The organism is Sphingobacterium rhinopitheci (assembly GCF_022627575.1).
In the GTDB taxonomy this organism is placed as follows: domain Bacteria; phylum Bacteroidota; class Bacteroidia; order Sphingobacteriales; family Sphingobacteriaceae; genus Sphingobacterium; species Sphingobacterium rhinopitheci.
In genome coordinates this window covers 425,105-441,835 of the sequence record NZ_JADEYQ010000002.1, presented here as the reverse complement: position 1 = coordinate 441,835, position 16,731 = coordinate 425,105, and the positions used below count along the sequence as shown (strand labels likewise).

17 protein-coding genes are annotated in these 16,731 nt (G+C 35.7%); 15 read left to right on the top strand and 2 right to left on the bottom strand.

Annotation, left to right across the window (positions count from 1 at the left end; all coding sequences use genetic code 11):
* Positions 1 to 62: 62 nt before the first annotated feature.
* From IP023_RS04565 to IP023_RS04550, 4 genes are all read left to right on the top strand, one after another.
* Positions 63 to 863, top strand: coding sequence for a tyrosine-protein phosphatase (locus IP023_RS04565; protein ID WP_241789069.1), 801 nt, complete (start codon positions 63 to 65; stop codon positions 861 to 863).
* Positions 864 to 1,037: 174 nt separating this feature from the next.
* A complete protein-coding gene (dnaG, locus tag IP023_RS04560) occupies positions 1,038 to 3,032 on the top strand; it encodes a DNA primase (protein WP_241789068.1) in 1,995 nt (664 codons plus the stop codon).
* A 5-nt stretch (positions 3,033 to 3,037) separates the two neighbouring features.
* Positions 3,038 to 3,391, top strand: coding sequence for a YraN family protein (locus tag IP023_RS04555; RefSeq protein ID WP_241789067.1), 354 nt, complete (start codon positions 3,038 to 3,040; stop codon positions 3,389 to 3,391).
* A 12-nt stretch (positions 3,392 to 3,403) separates the two neighbouring features.
* Entirely contained in the window at positions 3,404 to 4,456 is a 1,053-nt protein-coding gene (locus IP023_RS04550; RefSeq protein ID WP_241789066.1) for a glutaminyl-peptide cyclotransferase, read from the top strand.
* A 54-nt stretch (positions 4,457 to 4,510) separates the two neighbouring features.
* On the opposite strand, the gene def is transcribed toward IP023_RS04550, so the two are convergent.
* Positions 4,511 to 5,734 (bottom strand): peptide deformylase, encoded by a 1,224-nt coding sequence (gene def / locus IP023_RS04545; protein ID WP_241789065.1) that lies wholly within the window; start codon positions 5,732 to 5,734, stop codon positions 4,511 to 4,513.
* Between the two features lie 77 nt (positions 5,735 to 5,811).
* Between def and ruvX the strand changes: the two genes are divergently transcribed.
* The 3 genes from ruvX to IP023_RS04530 all read left to right on the top strand — a co-directional run bounded on the left by ruvX (position 5,812) and on the right by IP023_RS04530 (position 7,441).
* The gene (ruvX, locus tag IP023_RS04540; protein ID WP_241789064.1) at positions 5,812 to 6,225 is read left to right on the top strand and encodes a Holliday junction resolvase RuvX; all 414 of its coding nucleotides are present in this window, start codon (positions 5,812 to 5,814) and stop codon (positions 6,223 to 6,225) included.
* 3 nt (positions 6,226 to 6,228) lie between these two features.
* Positions 6,229 to 6,663, top strand: a complete 435-nt coding sequence (gene ybeY / locus IP023_RS04535) for an rRNA maturation RNase YbeY (RefSeq protein ID WP_241789063.1) — start codon at positions 6,229 to 6,231, stop codon at positions 6,661 to 6,663.
* 106 nt (positions 6,664 to 6,769) lie between these two features.
* Positions 6,770 to 7,441: a DUF2490 domain-containing protein gene (locus IP023_RS04530; RefSeq protein ID WP_241789062.1), complete on the top strand. Its 672-nt coding sequence runs from the start codon at positions 6,770 to 6,772 to the stop codon at positions 7,439 to 7,441.
* 56 nt (positions 7,442 to 7,497) lie between these two features.
* Here the strand turns inward: IP023_RS04530 and metK are convergent, their stop codons facing one another.
* Positions 7,498 to 8,751, bottom strand: coding sequence for a methionine adenosyltransferase (gene metK / locus IP023_RS04525; RefSeq protein ID WP_241789061.1), 1,254 nt, complete (start codon positions 8,749 to 8,751; stop codon positions 7,498 to 7,500).
* A gap of 264 nt (positions 8,752 to 9,015) precedes the next feature.
* Between metK and IP023_RS04520 the strand changes: the two genes are divergently transcribed.
* The 8 genes from IP023_RS04520 (at position 9,016) to IP023_RS04485 (ending at position 16,688) form a co-directional block, all read left to right on the top strand.
* Positions 9,016 to 9,894 (top strand): diacylglycerol/lipid kinase family protein, encoded by an 879-nt coding sequence (locus tag IP023_RS04520; protein WP_241789060.1) that lies wholly within the window; start codon positions 9,016 to 9,018, stop codon positions 9,892 to 9,894.
* 8 nt (positions 9,895 to 9,902) lie between these two features.
* Positions 9,903 to 10,247 carry a translation initiation factor gene (locus IP023_RS04515; protein WP_241789059.1) on the top strand — a complete coding sequence of 115 codons (345 nt, stop codon included), beginning with the start codon at positions 9,903 to 9,905 and terminating at the stop codon, positions 10,245 to 10,247.
* Positions 10,248 to 10,641: 394 nt separating this feature from the next.
* Positions 10,642 to 11,472, top strand: coding sequence for a MotA/TolQ/ExbB proton channel family protein (locus IP023_RS04510; RefSeq protein WP_241789058.1), 831 nt, complete (start codon positions 10,642 to 10,644; stop codon positions 11,470 to 11,472).
* Between the two features lie 100 nt (positions 11,473 to 11,572).
* Positions 11,573 to 12,232, top strand: a complete 660-nt coding sequence (locus IP023_RS04505) for an ExbD/TolR family protein (RefSeq protein WP_241789057.1) — start codon at positions 11,573 to 11,575, stop codon at positions 12,230 to 12,232.
* A gap of 15 nt (positions 12,233 to 12,247) precedes the next feature.
* Positions 12,248 to 12,805 (top strand): ExbD/TolR family protein, encoded by a 558-nt coding sequence (locus IP023_RS04500; RefSeq protein ID WP_241789056.1) that lies wholly within the window; start codon positions 12,248 to 12,250, stop codon positions 12,803 to 12,805.
* A gap of 48 nt (positions 12,806 to 12,853) precedes the next feature.
* Positions 12,854 to 13,735 (top strand): energy transducer TonB, encoded by an 882-nt coding sequence (locus IP023_RS04495; RefSeq protein ID WP_241789055.1) that lies wholly within the window; start codon positions 12,854 to 12,856, stop codon positions 13,733 to 13,735.
* A gap of 291 nt (positions 13,736 to 14,026) precedes the next feature.
* Positions 14,027 to 14,929, top strand: coding sequence for a PstS family phosphate ABC transporter substrate-binding protein (locus tag IP023_RS04490; RefSeq protein ID WP_241789054.1), 903 nt, complete (start codon positions 14,027 to 14,029; stop codon positions 14,927 to 14,929).
* Between the two features lie 28 nt (positions 14,930 to 14,957).
* Positions 14,958 to 16,688, top strand: a complete 1,731-nt coding sequence (locus IP023_RS04485) for a tetratricopeptide repeat protein (RefSeq protein ID WP_241789053.1) — start codon at positions 14,958 to 14,960, stop codon at positions 16,686 to 16,688.
* The last annotated feature ends 43 nt before the right edge of the window (positions 16,689 to 16,731 follow it).

Genomic DNA, 16,731 nt, shown 5'->3' with positions numbered 1-16,731 from the left:
TATTTGGAACTGTAGCGATTTGTAGGGTTCTCACGTTATGCTTATACATTAATTTAAATTAGATGGGTTTTTTTTCAAAATTGTTCGGAGTTGGGGATAAGTCCGAATCTAACATAAGAGAATTGGGGAAGCTCAATTTCTTGGAAGTGGATATGCACAACCACTTATTACCAGCTATCGATGATGGAAGTAAGTCGGTTGAGGATTCTTTAACTTTGATTAATGGATTGACTCAATTGGGGCTTTCTAAATTTATTTGTACTCCCCATATTATGGAGGGTGTACATCCCAATACGAAATCAACAATTGGAAATGCGCATAGGCAGTTAGAAAGTGCCTTGAATGACAGGGGTAGCAAAGTCGAAATATATCATGCTGCAGAGCATATGATTGATGGTGGCCTTGCAGGTTTAATTGATAAAGATAATCTTTGTGTGATGCCTGGTGGATATGTCTTGATTGAGATGTCTTACCTTTCGGAGTCTAGAGCTTTATTTCAAACGATATTTGATATCCAAAAAATGGGCTATAAACCTATTTTGGCACATCCAGAGCGATACAATTATTACCATATGAACTTTGATATGTACAAGCAGATCAAAGATGCTGGATGCTTATTACAACTTAATTTATTATCTATTAGTCGCTATTATGGTGTTGAGGTAAAATCTACTGCTTTGACATTGATTAAATCGGGCATGTATGATTTTGTAGGTACAGATTTACATCATGAAAGGCATCTAAAGGCGCTACAAGATCTTGTCGCTAAGTATCCTTTACGTGATTTATTAAAGCCTTGTACCATTTTGAATCCTACCCTTTTAGATGCGGTTGCAGTGCATGGTAAAAATGAAGTAGGTTAAAATATAGTATTTTATATATAAGGGAGCTCGATATTATCGGGCTCTTTTAGGTTATATACAGTTATGTTAAATTAAATGGATATAACTGTTTTTTCTATTAATAATTTATAAATTTGAATGTAGCGTATTTTTAAATACGTAGTACTACACAATATATAGTTAATACAAATAAGTTTGATTACTAAAGAGACCGTTGATAAGGTATTAGATACTGCTCGAATTGAGGAGGTTGTAGGGGATTTTGTGGACCTTAAGAAAAGAGGAACTTCATTAATAGGGAATTGTCCTTTCCATAATGAAAAGACGCCATCTTTTTATGTCTCTGTAGCAAAAGGTATTTACAAATGTTTTGGCTGTGGTGTAGGTGGTGATGCTGTCAAGTTTGTAATGGAATTGGAAAAATATTCCTACCCTGAGGCAATTCGATTTCTGGCCAATAAATATCATATCGAAATTCAGGAGACAGAGAGAACTCCTGCGCAGATGGCTGCCCAAGATAAGCGTGAAAGTTTGTATGTGCTCAGTCAATGGGCTGGTAAATTCTTTAAAAATCACCTTTGGGAATCAGATTTAGGAAAATCAATTGGTCTTTCTTATTTCAAAGAACGGGGATATCGAGAAGATATCATTAAGAAATTTGAACTCGGATATTCACCTGATCAATGGACTGCATTGGTGGATGAAGCCAACAAAAATGGTTTTGCTGATTCCTACTTGACAGAAATAGGTCTTGCTATAGCTCGTGATGACAAAAGTTTATATGATCGTTTTAGAGGAAGAGTTATATTTCCGATTCAAAATCTGACAGGACGTATTATAGGTTTTGGTGGCCGTACCCTAAAAACAGAGAAATCTGTCCCCAAATATGTCAATTCTCCGGAGAGTGAGATATACCACAAATCAGACGTTCTTTATGGGCTAAATCATGCTAAGAAAGCAATAGCAGATCATGATCTTTGTTATCTTGTAGAGGGGTATGCCGATGTCATAGCGATGCATCAAGCCGGTGTCGAAAACGTAGTTTCGTCTTCGGGGACATCATTGACCACAGGTCAAATTAAGCTTATCTCTAGGTTTACTAAGAATGTAGTAATACTCTATGATGGTGATGCCGCAGGTATCAAGGCTTCGCTACGTGGTACCGATATGTTATTGGAGGAAGGCTTGAATGTTAAAGTTCTTCTATTTCCTGATGGCAATGATCCCGATTCTTATATCAGGGAGGTAGGTTCTACTGCATTCAAAGATTATATCGCTTTGCATCAAGAGGATTTTATCTTCTATAAAACAAATATTTTACTCAAGGATGCTAAGGATGACCCTATTAAGAGGGCAGAAGTTATTCGAGATGTAGTTGAAAGTATTGCCCTCATTCCCGATGAGATTAAGGTTTCTGTATTTATACGTCAATGTTCTTCTTTACTAGATATCGAAGAGCGCATATTATTGAGTGAATTGAATAAAATTCGGATCAATAAGGCTAAGGCTTCAGAGAAGAAGATAAATCAACAAAATAATGCAACAGGTTCTTTAGCGGTTGGACCGTATGGGGAGATGCCGCCGCCTGACTTTTTCTTAAATGAACAAGAAAGAAATGAAGCGGGGACTACTGAAGTTGTAGCACCTCAACAGATAACCGCGGAGACGCTTCAAGAGCGGGAAATCATACGTATACTGTTGAATTATGGACAGGAACTCGTCACCTGGGAAGGCGACGGGGATGTGCCAGTAGCTCCTTATTTATTGGGCTCTATAGATGATATTGATTTTGAAGATAAGCCCAGTGCTATTATTGTGGCTGAATTTAAAAAACAAGCCGAGAATTTTGAAGTGCCGGAAGCTAAGTTCTTCCTTTCGCATAAGAATCAAGATGTTGTTAATCTGGCAGTGGATAGTATAGCTTCACGTTATGAAATCAGTCCCAATTGGAATGATGATAAACGGAAAATCCATGTTACACGTGAAATAGAACACCTCAAGGTATTGATTATTCAAGCTATATATAGAATAAAAAAAAGAAAGTTTGAAAAGGAAATCCATAAAATACGGGAAGAATTGAAAACTCCGCTATCGGAGCAAGATATGGATATTGCGTTAAGTAAGTATCAAAAATTGAAAGAAGCAGAGCAAACATTAGGTCAGTTGTTGGGAAATACGGTTGTTAAATAGCGGCTATGTCTAACCAAAGGAGGGCAGGAAATAAAGGCGAGGCATTAGCATCTATTTATATACAAAATTTGGGCTATACAATTAAAACTATCAATTGGCGCTATAGGTATTGGGAAGTGGATATCATTGCCATGGATGGTGATACGCTGGTCTTTGTGGAGGTGAAAAGTAGAACCACTACCAATTATGGCCGTCCTGAGTTTTTTGTGGATGCTAAGAAACAAAAAAATCTTATCCAAGCAGCTGATGCTTATTTAGAGATGTCGGGCTATCAAGGGGATATCAGATTTGATATAGTTTCTGTATATTTAGGTACGAATAAAATCGAATTAATAAAAGATGCTTTTTGGAGCAATTAAAAAATAAATACAATGAATTGGAAACCAATTTTAGGTCTATCATTAATGGCGCTGTTTACTATGGTAGGTTGTAAGTCTCAAGAAGGGAAATTGAAATTTACAACCCCTGAAGCGGGAGAGCGTGTCGTATTGGGTAAACAAGTCAAGCTTTCCTTAAATTTTCCTGTAGCAACGATTGATTCCGTTGTTTATTCAGTGGACGGTCTGCCATTAGCAACCAAAAAAGATACCAGTAGCGTAGTATTTGATAGTACAAAATATGGTTTAGGTGATAAATCTTTGTCTGCCAAAGTATATGCCCAGGGAAAAGAAGATATTGCGTATAGTAATGTGATCATTTTACCGCCAAATCCTAAACAATATGCTTATGAGGTGGTCAATGTATTCCCTCATGATAGTACTGCTTACACACAGGGCTTACAGTTTGTAGATGGTATACTTTATGAGGGAACAGGTAATCCCTCGCATCTTCCTGATATAGTTACTTCTCTGCGTAAAGTAGATCTTACAACAGGGAAGATACTTCAAAAGGTAGAGCCCAAAGAGAATTTCTTTGGTGAAGGAATCACCGTTATTGGTGATAAGATTGTTTTTCTTACCTGGACGGAAGGAGAAGGTTATTTTTACGATAAAAAATCCATGAATCGTGTAGGGACTTTTAAATATGGGAATAGTAAAGAAGGATGGGGTTTGACCTACGATGGTCAACGATTGATAAAATCTGACGGCACTAATTCTTTATATTTCTTAGATCCGCAATCGGGTAGTGAGCTTGGCTCTGTACGTGTTTATGATGAAAATGGACCTGTAATTGAATTGAATGAATTAGAATATATCGATGGCAAGGTTTATGCTAATGTATATGGTCAAGAAATTATAGTTATTATCAATCCTGAAACCGGAGCTGTTGAAGGGCGTATTAACTTAGTTGGATTGAATACTGAAGGACGTTCTGAAGTTGATAATGAAATGAATGGTATTGCCTATGATCACGCAGCAAAGCGCTTATTTTTAACAGGAAAGCTATGGCCTCGATTATATGAAATAAAATTAGTAGAAAGATAGATATTGGATATTAAATTATTAAGCCCTGAATGATAAGTTCAGGGCTTAATTGCTTTATGGGATTAATGTTACTCCTTTTTCGATCGTGTATTTTATTTTCTCATTCAATTCGATGGTTTCTCTATTTTGTTGTTCTTCGACACGGTCGGGATACAATATACCATACAAATGATCTACTTCATGTTGGAATATAACTGCTGTGAAGCCCTCGATATTCTCCTCTATGATATTACCCTTTTCATCCCAATATTGTAGCCTGATCGTATTGTTGCGTTCTACGTTTTCTTTCTGATCAGGAATTGATAGACATCCCTCAGCGCCTGTACGTATTAGCTTTGAACGCCAGATTATTTTCGGATTAATGTAGAATTCAAATGGCTCTCCCTCCTTATCAAAACGTTGAACCCAAATTAGATTTTTGTTAATACCAACTTGAGGTGCTGCAATACCGACTCCCGGATGAGATGGATCTTGTACCGTTAGAAGCATGCGTTGCTTTAAAATTGGAATAAGTGGGTCATCACTATTTATATCTGTAGAGCTAGATTTTAATACATTAAGTTCCTTTTCATCTGTGATTTGATAAACATGAAGTTTACTTTCTTTATCTCCAGATAATATGATTTTCTTTTCTTTTTCGTTGAAATTTTTAGCCATATTTTTGTTTACTGGGCGTTCGTTCTTAGGACCTTTATATTTTTTCTCTCCCGCTAATATAGCGATTGCTAATGAATTTTCTGATGGAGGTTGTGGACAACGATAGCCTGAGCTATACGCACAATAGGGATTATATGCTTTATTGAAATCAATTTTTATTTTACCATTCATGATTTGTGTAGCATCTAACTCAATATATCTACCGCCTCCATATGTGTCTTCGCCATTTGTTTGGTCTAAAAATGGTAAAAATAAGTAATTCGCATATGCTGGATTGCCAAATAGGGAAGCCGATTGATAGGCCGTCAATTGATAATCTGTACCGCCTATTTTAAAGGTTAAAATAGCATATCGCTTGTACGGATTGCTCGTGCCATCATAGGTCGGCATTCTAAATGTTTTTTCAGCTTGTAACAGTTCTACATCTGCTTCGACGATATAGTCACTGCTAGATGGATAATAAGATAAGTATTGTACATTTTCTTTTCGTAAGGGCCCGAATTCATCTTTCAGAAAACTCTCCTTTTGTGCCGTTCTATAGGCGTTGATCTCGGTATCTATATTTTGGCCCAATAAAAACGATGGAATACTGAGCAGGAATAAGAATAGTAATTTTTGCATAGTTATTAAAATAATCTACCAAAGTTATAGATTTTTATCATCAATATGGAATTGTACCTTTGTAAAAAAATATATTTATGCGATTAATGGCATTTGACTATGGGACAAAGCGTATTGGTGTAGCTGTAACTGATCCCTTGCAAATTATTGCGACAGCTTTGACAACGGTTCATCCTACAGAAATATGGGATTTCTTAAAAACTTATCTGTTGACAGAGCAAGTTAGTACTTTTGTAGTCGGTAAACCCTTGCAAATGGATGGTACGGACTCGGAGTCTGCAATGCATGTCCTTGGCTTTGTACGTAAGCTAAAGCGCGAGTACCCAACGATTAATGTGGTCGAGGTAGATGAGCGTTTTACTTCTAAGATGGCCTCTTCGGCAATTGCACAGAGTGGCATGAAAAAAAATAAAAAGCAGAATAAAGGATTGGTTGATACCATATCAGCCACTATTATTCTACAAACATATATGGAAACAAAAGCATTTTAGAATATGGCATTGAAAGATATTTCCTTCTTTAGTGAAGATATAGCATTCACTTTGAAAGATAAAGCTAAGGTTAGAAGTTGGATTGGTGATACCATCAAGGCTGAAGGGTTTAAGCGTATTGGCGAATTGAGCTTTGTATTTTGCTCTGATGCTTACTTATTGGAAATCAATAAGCAGTATCTTGATCATGATACCTATACAGATATTGTTACTTTTGATTCTTCCGAAGAGGAGGACCTTATCGCTGGTGATATATTTATTTCGGTAGAGCGTACTCAAGAGAATGCAGCCAAATTTGGCGTTACCGAGCGTGATGAGTTACACCGCGTCATTATCCATGGGGTATTACATTTGTGTGGTTTCTTAGACAAAAAGAAAGAAGATAAAGAATTGATGACTGCCAAAGAGAACGAATACCTTACTAAGCGTTCCTTTTAATAAAAATATCGTTAGTATAAGGCAACATTACTGTTGCCTTTTTTTTGTCATATAATCTTTACCTTAAGGATGTAGTATTTTAGTGCACGGTTATTATTTTCGTAACATGCGAATTATACTACTGAACCTTTTATTTATAGCGGTAACTCTACCTTGCTTTGCACAGAATCTCCAAGGATGGCTCATTTATTTTGGTAATACTAAGATTAAAGAATCCAAATTTAGTATTCATCAAGAGATTCAACTTCGTGATTATAAAATTGTGGGTGACCACCATCAAACGCTTGTGCGTGTAGGTGCACAATATCAATTGAAGCCTTATTTGGTAACAACTTTAGGTTATGGCTTTATTTACACCGAATCGTTTGGGGAACCCAATAATCCTTTTGTCGAGCATAGGATCTATCAAGAGGCTTTGTTTAACCATAGCATGGGCAAGGCAAAATTTAGACACCGTTTACGTTTGGAGGAACGGTTTATTCAAAACCAAGAGTTTAGAGGACGTTTTAGGTATTGTTTGTTTGCGGATATTCCTTTGACAGATAAGGGATTTGCTAAGCATGGGGCGTATATCGCAGTATATGATGAGCTGTTCTTAAATATCGCTGATGATGCCAACATCACTGTTTTTGATCGCAATAGGGCATATGCTGGGATCGGCTATAAGTTTAGAGATAACCTTGGTGTACAGCTCGGTTATATGTTTCAAAATGTAGGTGTGCAGCAGGGCACAAATAATGTTTTACTATCTTTTCACCACAACCTAAAGATAAAATAACCAACCACATAAAAGAGAAACAAAAAAGGAGCTTTTTGTAGAAGCTCCTTTTTGTATTATAATTGAAAGGCTGTTTTTATTTGGTCTACGTAGTCTAGTTTTTCCCACGTAAATAAATCAACATCCATAGAGATACTTTCTCCCATTGTATTTTCAAATGTCTTTGTAATTGTTTTTGGTGTTCTACCCATATGACCATAAGCTGCCGTCTCCGCATAGATTGGCTTGCGTAAACCTAATCTACTTTCGATACCATAAGGTGTCATGTCAAATAATTCCGTAATCTTATTGGCAATTTCACCATCCGAATAATCGACTTTACTTGTGCCGTATGTGTTTACATAGATGCCCATCGGATCTTTAACGCCTATTGCATAAGATATCTGTACTAATATCTCGTCTGCAACGCCTGCAGCTACCAAGTTCTTAGCGATATGTCGTGTAGCATAAGCTGCCGAACGGTCTACTTTGGAAGGGTCTTTTCCTGAGAATGCACCACCACCATGTGCACCTTTACCACCGTATGTATCTACAATAATCTTACGTCCTGTCAAGCCTGTATCTCCATGAGGACCTCCGATCACAAATTTACCGGTAGGGTTGATATGGTATTTGATGTCTTCATTGAATAATGCCTGTAACTCTGGCTTCAGTTGTGCTTTGACACGTGGGATTAGTATATTTTTGATGTCTTCTTTGATCTTCGCTAGCATAACCGGCTCTTCATCAAAATCATCGTGTTGTGTAGATATAACGATCGTATCTATGCGTTGTGGTTTATGATCATCACTATATTCCAATGTTACTTGGGATTTAGCATCTGGACGCAAGTACGTGATATCTTTATCCTCACGACGCAATTCTGCTAGTTCGTATAGCAAACGATGCGATAGATCCAATGCTAATGGCATATAGTTCTCCGTCTCATTATTAGCATAGCCAAACATGATTCCTTGATCACCAGCACCTTGTTCTTGCTTTGTCGTTCTGTCAACTCCTTGGTTTATATCTGCTGATTGCTCATGTATAGCAGATAATACACCACATGAATTCGCCTCAAACATATACTCGGATTTTGTATATCCTATTTTTTCAATTACCGAACGGGTGATCTTTTGAACATCAAGATAAATTTTTGACTTTACCTCTCCAGCTAAAATTACTTGGCCAGTAGTTACTAATGTTTCAATCGCTACACGTGAGTCTTCATCCCAAGCAAGAAAATTATCGATTAAAGCATCTGAAATCTGATCTGCTATTTTGTCTGGATGGCCTTCTGAAACAGACTCAGAAGTAAATAAATATGCCATGTTAATTATTTTAGTTTTAAAAATATGGAGATGCTATCGTTAGATAGAAGCGAAAAACTGAAAAGAAAACGGTTTTAGCACTTTTTTTCCGTGGTTGCAATCTCCTTTTACACTGCTAGCTGTAAAATGTAAATCAATCCACATTTTTGTTGCCGCAAAATTACAACTCTTTTATAATTATTACAATGAGAAAATGGTATTTATTAAATATTAGATTGATAGTAGTTATCAATTCTTATCTTTACACCTATAGTAAATGTATTTATGCAAGAGCAGAAAAAAATACTTTTTGTAATTAATCCGATTTCTGGTGGCAAGAAGAAGACTGCATTCAATAAGAAAGTCCTTGAAACATTAGACCTTCAGTTGTTTAATCCTACTTTTAAACAGACTACAGGTCCTAATCATGCTTATGAATTGGGATTGGAAGCAATAAAAGAAGGGTACGACGCAGTAGTAGCTGTGGGAGGCGATGGTACGATTAATGAACTTGGATCAGCTCTCGTTAATTCGGGAATCCCTTTGGGTATTATTCCAGAAGGATCTGGCAATGGTTTAGCCTTATATTTAGGAATTCCAATGAATGAGGCTGCTGCAATTAGAAGGCTTAATCGCTTTGAAACCTTTGAAGTAGATTCTGGAACGATCAATAACCGTTCTTTTTTTAATATTGCGGGGTTAGGATTTGATGCAACTGTTAGCGACCGGTTTGCTAATGATTCTATGCGTGGTCCTATTGGTTATCTAAGGTCTATTATCAATGTGTTTAGCAATTATAAACCAGGTCGATATAAATTGAATATTGATGGGGTACATTATGTCAGGGAAGCATTTATGATTTCTGTCGCTAATTCACCACAATATGGTAATAATGCTTATATAGCGCCTAATGCTTCTGTCAATGATGGTTGGTTAGATGTATGTATAGTGCACAAATTTCCACTTTATATTCTTCCAATGATGGTGTTTCATCTTTTTAATCGTTCGGCACATCATTCTGATTATGTGGAAATAATACGGGGCAAAAAAATAAGTATAGATCGTGACGTGAATGGTCCGGTTCATGTGGATGGTGAACCAATAAATATGGATGGGGAATTGGAGATATTAGTTAAACCAAATTCATTAAAAATAATTTGTTAATTTAGGGTATGGCAAAGCAAAAGTTACAACGATTCGAAGGTGTCGTCTATTCAACGGATTCAGATTTTTCTTATTCCGGTGATACGAAAGAAGAAATTGAAACGTTACCTATTAATAAGCAACAGCTGAAGGTGCTATTAGATCGCAAAGCCCGCAAAGGAAAAATCGTGACTATCATTGAAGGATTTGTTGGTCAAGATGACGATTTGCAAGCTTTAGCTAAGCTACTGAAGCAGAAATGTGGCGTCGGAGGAAGTGCCAAAGATGGTGAAATTTTGATACAAGGTGATTTTAAACAAAAAATCTTCGATATTTTATTTGCTTTAGGGTATAAAGTAAAACAAATAGGTTAGTGGTTTTGTAAATGTATAATTATAAGTAGTTTAACACTGTCAAATCACGAGTCAACAAAATGAAGAACTGAACATTGTAAGTGTTTACTTACTTATTTTCGAGACTTAACGGTTTATTAATTTGCATATCAAAGAAAAATTAGTTTTCATTGTATAATTATTCTCCTATTGAGTCTGTGACTCTTTAGTAAATAAATTAGAATAGGAGGACTGCTTATTCTAATTCACGGTATTTTAGTGGATTAGAATAAAAATAATGCAAAAAAATATAAGTTTTGTTTCAAAATGCTATATTTGTTTTGGTAATAGTGTAAATATTACTAATGTTATTGCTCAAAAATTGAATAAAATATAATAATTAAACAACAGTAAAAATCTAAAATTTAGTAAAAAAATGGCAAACGCACCAAAAACTACTAGCCCAGCTAAACAAGAAAGTGGCAATTCAAGTAATTTATTTGCGAGCTTAGCAATCGTAATTTGCTTCGTGGTCGGATATATTGTTTGGAAATTTGTAATGGGTAACCCTTCTAACTTCGTAGATGGAGATCCAGCGAATCAACCTTTACCAGGTAATTATGGAGGTATGGTTTATCACGCTGGTGTTATCGTACCGGTCCTTTTAGGATTATTTTTAATGGTATTCGTTTTCTCTATTGAGCGTTTCATTGTTATTGGTAAAGCTTCTGGAACTGGAAACGTAGGTATCTTCGTTAGAAAAGTACAATCATTATTAAGAACAGGTAACATTGATTCTGCTATCGCAGAGTGTGACAAACAACAAGGTTCTGTTGCAAATGTAATCAAAGCAGGTTTATTAAAATATAAAGATGTTGAAGCTAACCCAGGTTTAGATTCAGAAAAATCAGCTTTAGCAATTCAAAAAGAAATCGAAGAAACTACAGCATTAGAAATGCCTATGTTAGAGAAAAACTTAAACGTATTAGCTACGTTAGTTTCTATCGGTACTTTATCTGGTTTATTAGGTACTGTAACAGGTATGATCAAGGCCTTCTCTGCATTAGCAACAGGTGGTGCTCCAGATTCAGCTAAATTAGCAAATGGTATCTCTGAGGCCCTAATCAATACAGCTACAGGTATCGCATGTTCTACTTTTGCAATTATTTTCTATAATATCTTAACTGCAAAAATCGATAAATTGACGTACTCAATCGACGAAGCTGGTTTCTCAATCGTACAAACTTACGCTGCGAACCACAAGTAAGATGTTTTTGAAAGTATTTTAACTTTTTTTATGGAAAGTGAAATACTTAAGCATCATATAGCAAAGAAGATTAGAGTTGTTAATTTAAAAGATTAAAGAAATGGGTAAAGCAAAAGTAAAAAGAGCCAGTACATCCATCGACATGACGGCGATGTGTGACGTATCTTTCCTGCTACTTACGTTCTTCGTTCTTACAGCTACTGCTAGACAACCAGAGACATTGACCGTTGATACGGCACCTTCTTACTCACAAGCAAAATTACCGGATGGTAATACAGCTATTATTACAGTAGGAGATGAAGGTAAAGTATTCTTTCAAATGAGTGATCCAAATGTACGTGTACAGACCTTACAACAGATGAGTGCTTTATACGGTGTTGATTTCACGCCTGAAGAATATGCTAAATTCAAAAGTCTTGATGATTTTGGTGTCTCAATTAAAACAATGAAAGCATTGTTAGCAGCAGACGCTTCGGATAGAACAGCAGAGAAGCAAAAAGGTATTCCAGTGGATTCTACTATGAATGTGTCTAACGAGTTGTTTTCATGGGTAAAACAAGCTCGTATAGCTTCAGCAAAAATATTGAAAGATAAAGCGTTAGCGGATAATAAAAATCCGGACGATATCGAGTTATTAACAATAGCAATTAAAGCGGATGCAGATGAAAAGTTTCCTAGTTTGAATTTGATTATTGAAACATTACGTAACCAAAAACAAAATAAATTTAGTTTTGTTACAGGCCTTAAAGCTGGGGAGTAATAATATAAGAAACAAATGGCAGAATTAAATCAAGACTCCGGTAAAAAGAGTAAAGGCGGAAAAGTAAGGTCCAAAAAAAGTGGTGGTAAGGTAGATCTTACAGCCATGGTTGATTTGGCATTCTTACTGATTACGTTCTTCATGTTGACTACGTCTTTGAACAAACCTCAAGCTATGGATGTAGCGATGCCTGATAAAAACGTGGAGACAGACAAACCAACTGACGTAGACGTTGATGAGCATCGTAGTATTACATTAGTATTAGGATCAGATGATAAATTAGTATGGTATCAAGGGGATGTTAACAAACCTTTGCAAGGACCTACAGTTATCGACTACAGTACTGAAGGGATACGTTCTGTTTTATTAAAAATGAAACAGGTAGTTCCACAGCAAACTGGAGGTAAGGACATGATCGTAGTTATTCGTCCAAGTGAAATGTCAGTAACTAGAAATATTATTGACGCATTAGACGAAATGAAAATCGCAGACATTAAGCGTTATATGATATCTAATCGTATCATGAACGAAGAAATTGAGCTATTGAAAAAAGAGAATCTTTACAACGACTAATCTTCTTTAGTATCTTAAAGTAAGGATAATCATTAAAAACAAAATAATATGTTTGGAAAATTAAATATATTTAAAAAAGAGTGGCTTGATGTTGTCTTCGAAAACAGGAACAAAGCTTATGGAGCTTATCAGCTTCGTAAGTTAGGTCCGAAAGCAACAAATACTGCAGTACTAATTGTAACAGCAGTAGTTGCGGCTTTTAGTATTCCTCAAGTATTCAACCTAAAGTTGTTTTCAGGTAATGAAGCTCCGAAAGAGGAGATTGCATTTACGGAAGAGGTGACTTTAGAAGATCTTGCAGAACAACTTCCTGAAGAAGAAGAAAAGCCACCTGTACAAGAAGAAGCTCCGAAGATTGCAGAATCAAAGCCAGCATTAGATGTTGTTGCTTTACCTGAAATTAAACCCGTACCTAAAGAAAAAGCTGTAGAAACAGAAGTAGCGACTGTAGAAGAAGCTACTGATAAGAAAAAACTTATCGGTCCTGTAGCTATGAAAGGTATGAAGGGTGGATCAGTAACTACAGAAGGTAAATGGGGTAGCAAAGATGTTGCGGGTTCAGCTACTGGTAGTACTAAAGGTGTTGAAGGTGGTACTGGTTCAGCAGATCAAATCTTCGAATCAGTAGAGATTCAACCTGAGCCACCGGGTGGTATGGGTGCGTTTCGTACATGGATTGGTAATAATTACCAATACCCTCAAGGAGCAATCGATCAAGGTGTTAAAGGAACAGTTCAAGTTTCTTTCGTAGTAGAGAAAGACGGTTCTTTGACAGATATTAAAGTGTTACGTGATTTATCATATGGTACTGGACAAGCTGCTATTACTTTGTTAAAGAAAGCTAAAAAGTGGAGTCCTGGTATTCAGAATGGTAGACCAGTACGTGTAGCGTATACTTTACCTATCAAGTTAGACTTAACACAAATGTAATTTATGAGTTCTTCAACAAACTCAAATAATAATTTTAGACAGAAATCGCCTACACAGCGATTTCTGTCTATTTTAGGGCTATTCATGTTTTTGTTTTATTTCGTGATAGGTTTACTTATTATTTTTTGGAAAGATTTTCCAATAGAAATAGATAAAACATATAAGAACATGTTTGGAATCTTGCTGATTGTATACTCCTTTATGCGATTTGCTCGTTTATGGCAAAATAATTTTTTGCGTTAAAATATGTTAAAGATTAATCCATTGTCTTAAAATATACTCTATATATCTATGAAAGCATTATTGTATGTTTTAGTTGTTTTCTCTAGTTTAGCGTTAGGGAGTTGTACAGGAAGTAAGAAGGAAGCCAAAGAAGATATTCTTGTTGGCGAACTTAAAGTTGCTGTAGATGAATCTGTATTGCCAATTTTATTAGAGCAAAAACAAGTCTTTGAAAGTTCGTATAGTAATGCTAAGATAGTGCCGCAATCGTTACCTGAAGTAGCAGCAATAAATAATTTGCTAGCAGGAAATAGTGCAATAGCTGTTTTGACTAGACATTTGACTGAGGAGGAAAACAAAGATTTTAAGCAACGTTCTATAACTCCTCGAATCTATGAAGTAGGCTACGATGCTATCGTATTAATAGGTAATGTTGATAGCCAAGATACAAGTGTAACAATAGATCAAGTAGTCAACCTTTTGAAAGGTGAGAAATCAACCAATTTTACTTTGGTGTTTGATAACCTTAATTCTAGTATTTTGCGTTACTTTAGAGATATGGGACATTTGGCTAAAGTAGCCAATACTTATGTAGAGGCAGTAAATAATTCAGAAGAAGTATTGGAAGTGGTTTCTTCTAATAATAATAAGGTAGGATTGATTAGTTATAATCAGTATTTATCTTTAAAAACTTCTTTTCCAAACATGGATAAAATTCGTATATTGAGCGTATTGAACAATTCGTTGGCAACACCGAAATATGTGAAGCCTTCACAGGCGACGTTATCAACAGATGAGTATCCTTTGAAAAGAACAATTTACGTGTTGAATTATCAACCGAATTTAGGCCTAGGAATTGGGTTCTCTTCTTTCTTGACTGGTGATAGGGGACAACGTATTTTATTGAAATCAGGTTTGCTTCCGGCTACTATGCCAGGAAGGGAAATAATAATAAGGGATAGAATTAATTAAGTGAAAAACTAAGATCAAAAATAGAATTATGACAAAAAGTAAATTATTCTTGAGTTTATTGGCTGCTGGCTCTTTAATTGGTTCAGCTAACGCTCAAAGTTTAAAAGACGCTCAGGTTGCTATTAATGCTGAACAGTATGACAAGGCTAAAGGTATGTTGCAAAATTTGGTGCAAAAAAAGGCATCTGATGGAAAAAATTACTTTTACTTAGGGCAAATTTATTTAATAAATGAAAAAGTAGATTCTGCTGCTATTATTTTTAATCAAGGTTTAACAAACGCGCCCAAAGAGAAATTAAATAATGTAGGTTTAGGGGTTGTTGATCTTCAAAAAAATAATGTAAGCGCTGCAGAACAAAAATTTTCAGCTGCAGTTACTGGTTTAGGTAAAAAAGACTATTTGCCATTGTATTATATTGGCCGTGGATATATTGATGCTCCAAAGCCTGATTATGCTAAAGCGGTAGATTATTTAACGCAAGCTAAAGCAAGTAATCCTAAAGATGCTAATATTGCAGTTGCATTAGGTGATGCTTATTTAGGATTGAAAGATAATAGCCAAGCATATATCAGCTATCGTGATGCTTTAAATATTGATCCGAATTTAGTGAAGGCCAAAGTTCAACAAGCGTTAATTACACGCCGTGCATTCGCTTTTGATGAGGCGCTTGAGCAATATAACAATATTGTTGCCGAGTACCCGTCATATGGTCCAGTTTTCCGTGAAATCGCTGAAACACAATTGCAAGTAGCTAGACGTCTTCCTAATAATAACGAAGAAGATGAGAAAGCATACGAAGCACAAGTAGCTAAGGCTGTTGATAGCTATAAGAAATATTTGGAAGTAACAGGTGATATGTCTCCGGAGGCACAAGTTCGTTATGCGGATTTCTTGGTATTCGGTCAAAAATATGATGAGTTAAAAACTGTTGCTCAGAAATTAGAAAACGTACCGGGTATTGATGCTAAAGTATATCGTTACTTAGGTTTGATCGCTGTCAATCAAGATAAAGATCATGCTAAAGGTGTGCAATATTTCGATAAATTATTCGCAGAAGCTGATGCTGAACGTTTAATTGCAATTGATTATTTATTCTCTGGTTTGGCTAATATTGAAACTGGGAATGTTGATAAAGGTGTTGCTAACTTAACTAAAGCATTAGAGAAGGATAGCTTAATGATGCCAGAAATTGGTTCTGCAGGTATGATGGCTTATGGTCAAGGTAAATATGATGTAGCAGCAGCTATTTTTAATATCCCTGCACAACAAAAAGGAACTGACTTCTATTATGAAGCTAATTATTTCTTAGGAGATGCCAACTTTAGATCTGGTGCAGCAAAGAAAGAAAAAGGTGAAGATGCTACAAAAGAGTTAAATGCAGCATTGCAAGCTTTATCAATATTGACGTCAAGTAATGATCAAAAAGTAATGGACGAATATTTGGTTAAAGCGCTTTATTTAACGGCTTTTGCAAATGTAAATCTTGATACAGTAGATCCTGAGCAACCAGAATTAGTAAAAGGATTATATGTTCCTGCATTTGATCAATTAATTAAAATATTAAATGATAAAAATGCTGGTGGCTATGTATATACTGAGGATGATATTTCTAAATTAACGGATGCGTATAACCAAGTTGGTTATTACTATATTCTTAAAGAAGATTATCCTAAAGCAACGGAATACTTTAAAAATACATTGAAAGTAAATCCTGCTGATGAAACAGCACAACAAATGATCGAAGCTTTACAAGGCTAGATTTTAGTAATATTTATGCATAAGGGGGAACTGTTTACAGTTT

What these genes read in the sequence shown, in the direction of transcription:
- IP023_RS04510 (WP_241789058.1), top strand. Translation starts at nt 10,642, where the DNA reads ATGGCAAACGCACCAAAAACTACTAGCCCAGCTAAACAAGAAAGTGGC.
- IP023_RS04490 (WP_241789054.1), top strand. Translation starts at nt 14,027, where the DNA reads ATGAAAGCATTATTGTATGTTTTAGTTGTTTTCTCTAGTTTAGCGTTA.
- IP023_RS04565 (WP_241789069.1), top strand. Translation starts at nt 63, where the DNA reads ATGGGTTTTTTTTCAAAATTGTTCGGAGTTGGGGATAAGTCCGAATCT.
- IP023_RS04505 (WP_241789057.1), top strand. Translation starts at nt 11,573, where the DNA reads ATGGGTAAAGCAAAAGTAAAAAGAGCCAGTACATCCATCGACATGACG.
- IP023_RS04520 (WP_241789060.1), top strand. Translation starts at nt 9,016, where the DNA reads ATGCAAGAGCAGAAAAAAATACTTTTTGTAATTAATCCGATTTCTGGT.
- IP023_RS04515 (WP_241789059.1), top strand. Translation starts at nt 9,903, where the DNA reads ATGGCAAAGCAAAAGTTACAACGATTCGAAGGTGTCGTCTATTCAACG.
- ybeY (WP_241789063.1), top strand. Translation starts at nt 6,229, where the DNA reads ATGGCATTGAAAGATATTTCCTTCTTTAGTGAAGATATAGCATTCACT.
- IP023_RS04555 (WP_241789067.1), top strand. Translation starts at nt 3,038, where the DNA reads ATGTCTAACCAAAGGAGGGCAGGAAATAAAGGCGAGGCATTAGCATCT.
- ruvX (WP_241789064.1), top strand. Translation starts at nt 5,812, where the DNA reads ATGCGATTAATGGCATTTGACTATGGGACAAAGCGTATTGGTGTAGCT.
- IP023_RS04550 (WP_241789066.1), top strand. Translation starts at nt 3,404, where the DNA reads ATGAATTGGAAACCAATTTTAGGTCTATCATTAATGGCGCTGTTTACT.
- IP023_RS04495 (WP_241789055.1), top strand. Translation starts at nt 12,854, where the DNA reads ATGTTTGGAAAATTAAATATATTTAAAAAAGAGTGGCTTGATGTTGTC.
- def (WP_241789065.1), bottom strand. Translation starts at nt 5,734, where the DNA reads ATGCAAAAATTACTATTCTTATTCCTGCTCAGTATTCCATCGTTTTTA.
- IP023_RS04500 (WP_241789056.1), top strand. Translation starts at nt 12,248, where the DNA reads ATGGCAGAATTAAATCAAGACTCCGGTAAAAAGAGTAAAGGCGGAAAA.
- IP023_RS04530 (WP_241789062.1), top strand. Translation starts at nt 6,770, where the DNA reads ATGCGAATTATACTACTGAACCTTTTATTTATAGCGGTAACTCTACCT.
- metK (WP_241789061.1), bottom strand. Translation starts at nt 8,751, where the DNA reads ATGGCATATTTATTTACTTCTGAGTCTGTTTCAGAAGGCCATCCAGAC.
- IP023_RS04485 (WP_241789053.1), top strand. Translation starts at nt 14,958, where the DNA reads ATGACAAAAAGTAAATTATTCTTGAGTTTATTGGCTGCTGGCTCTTTA.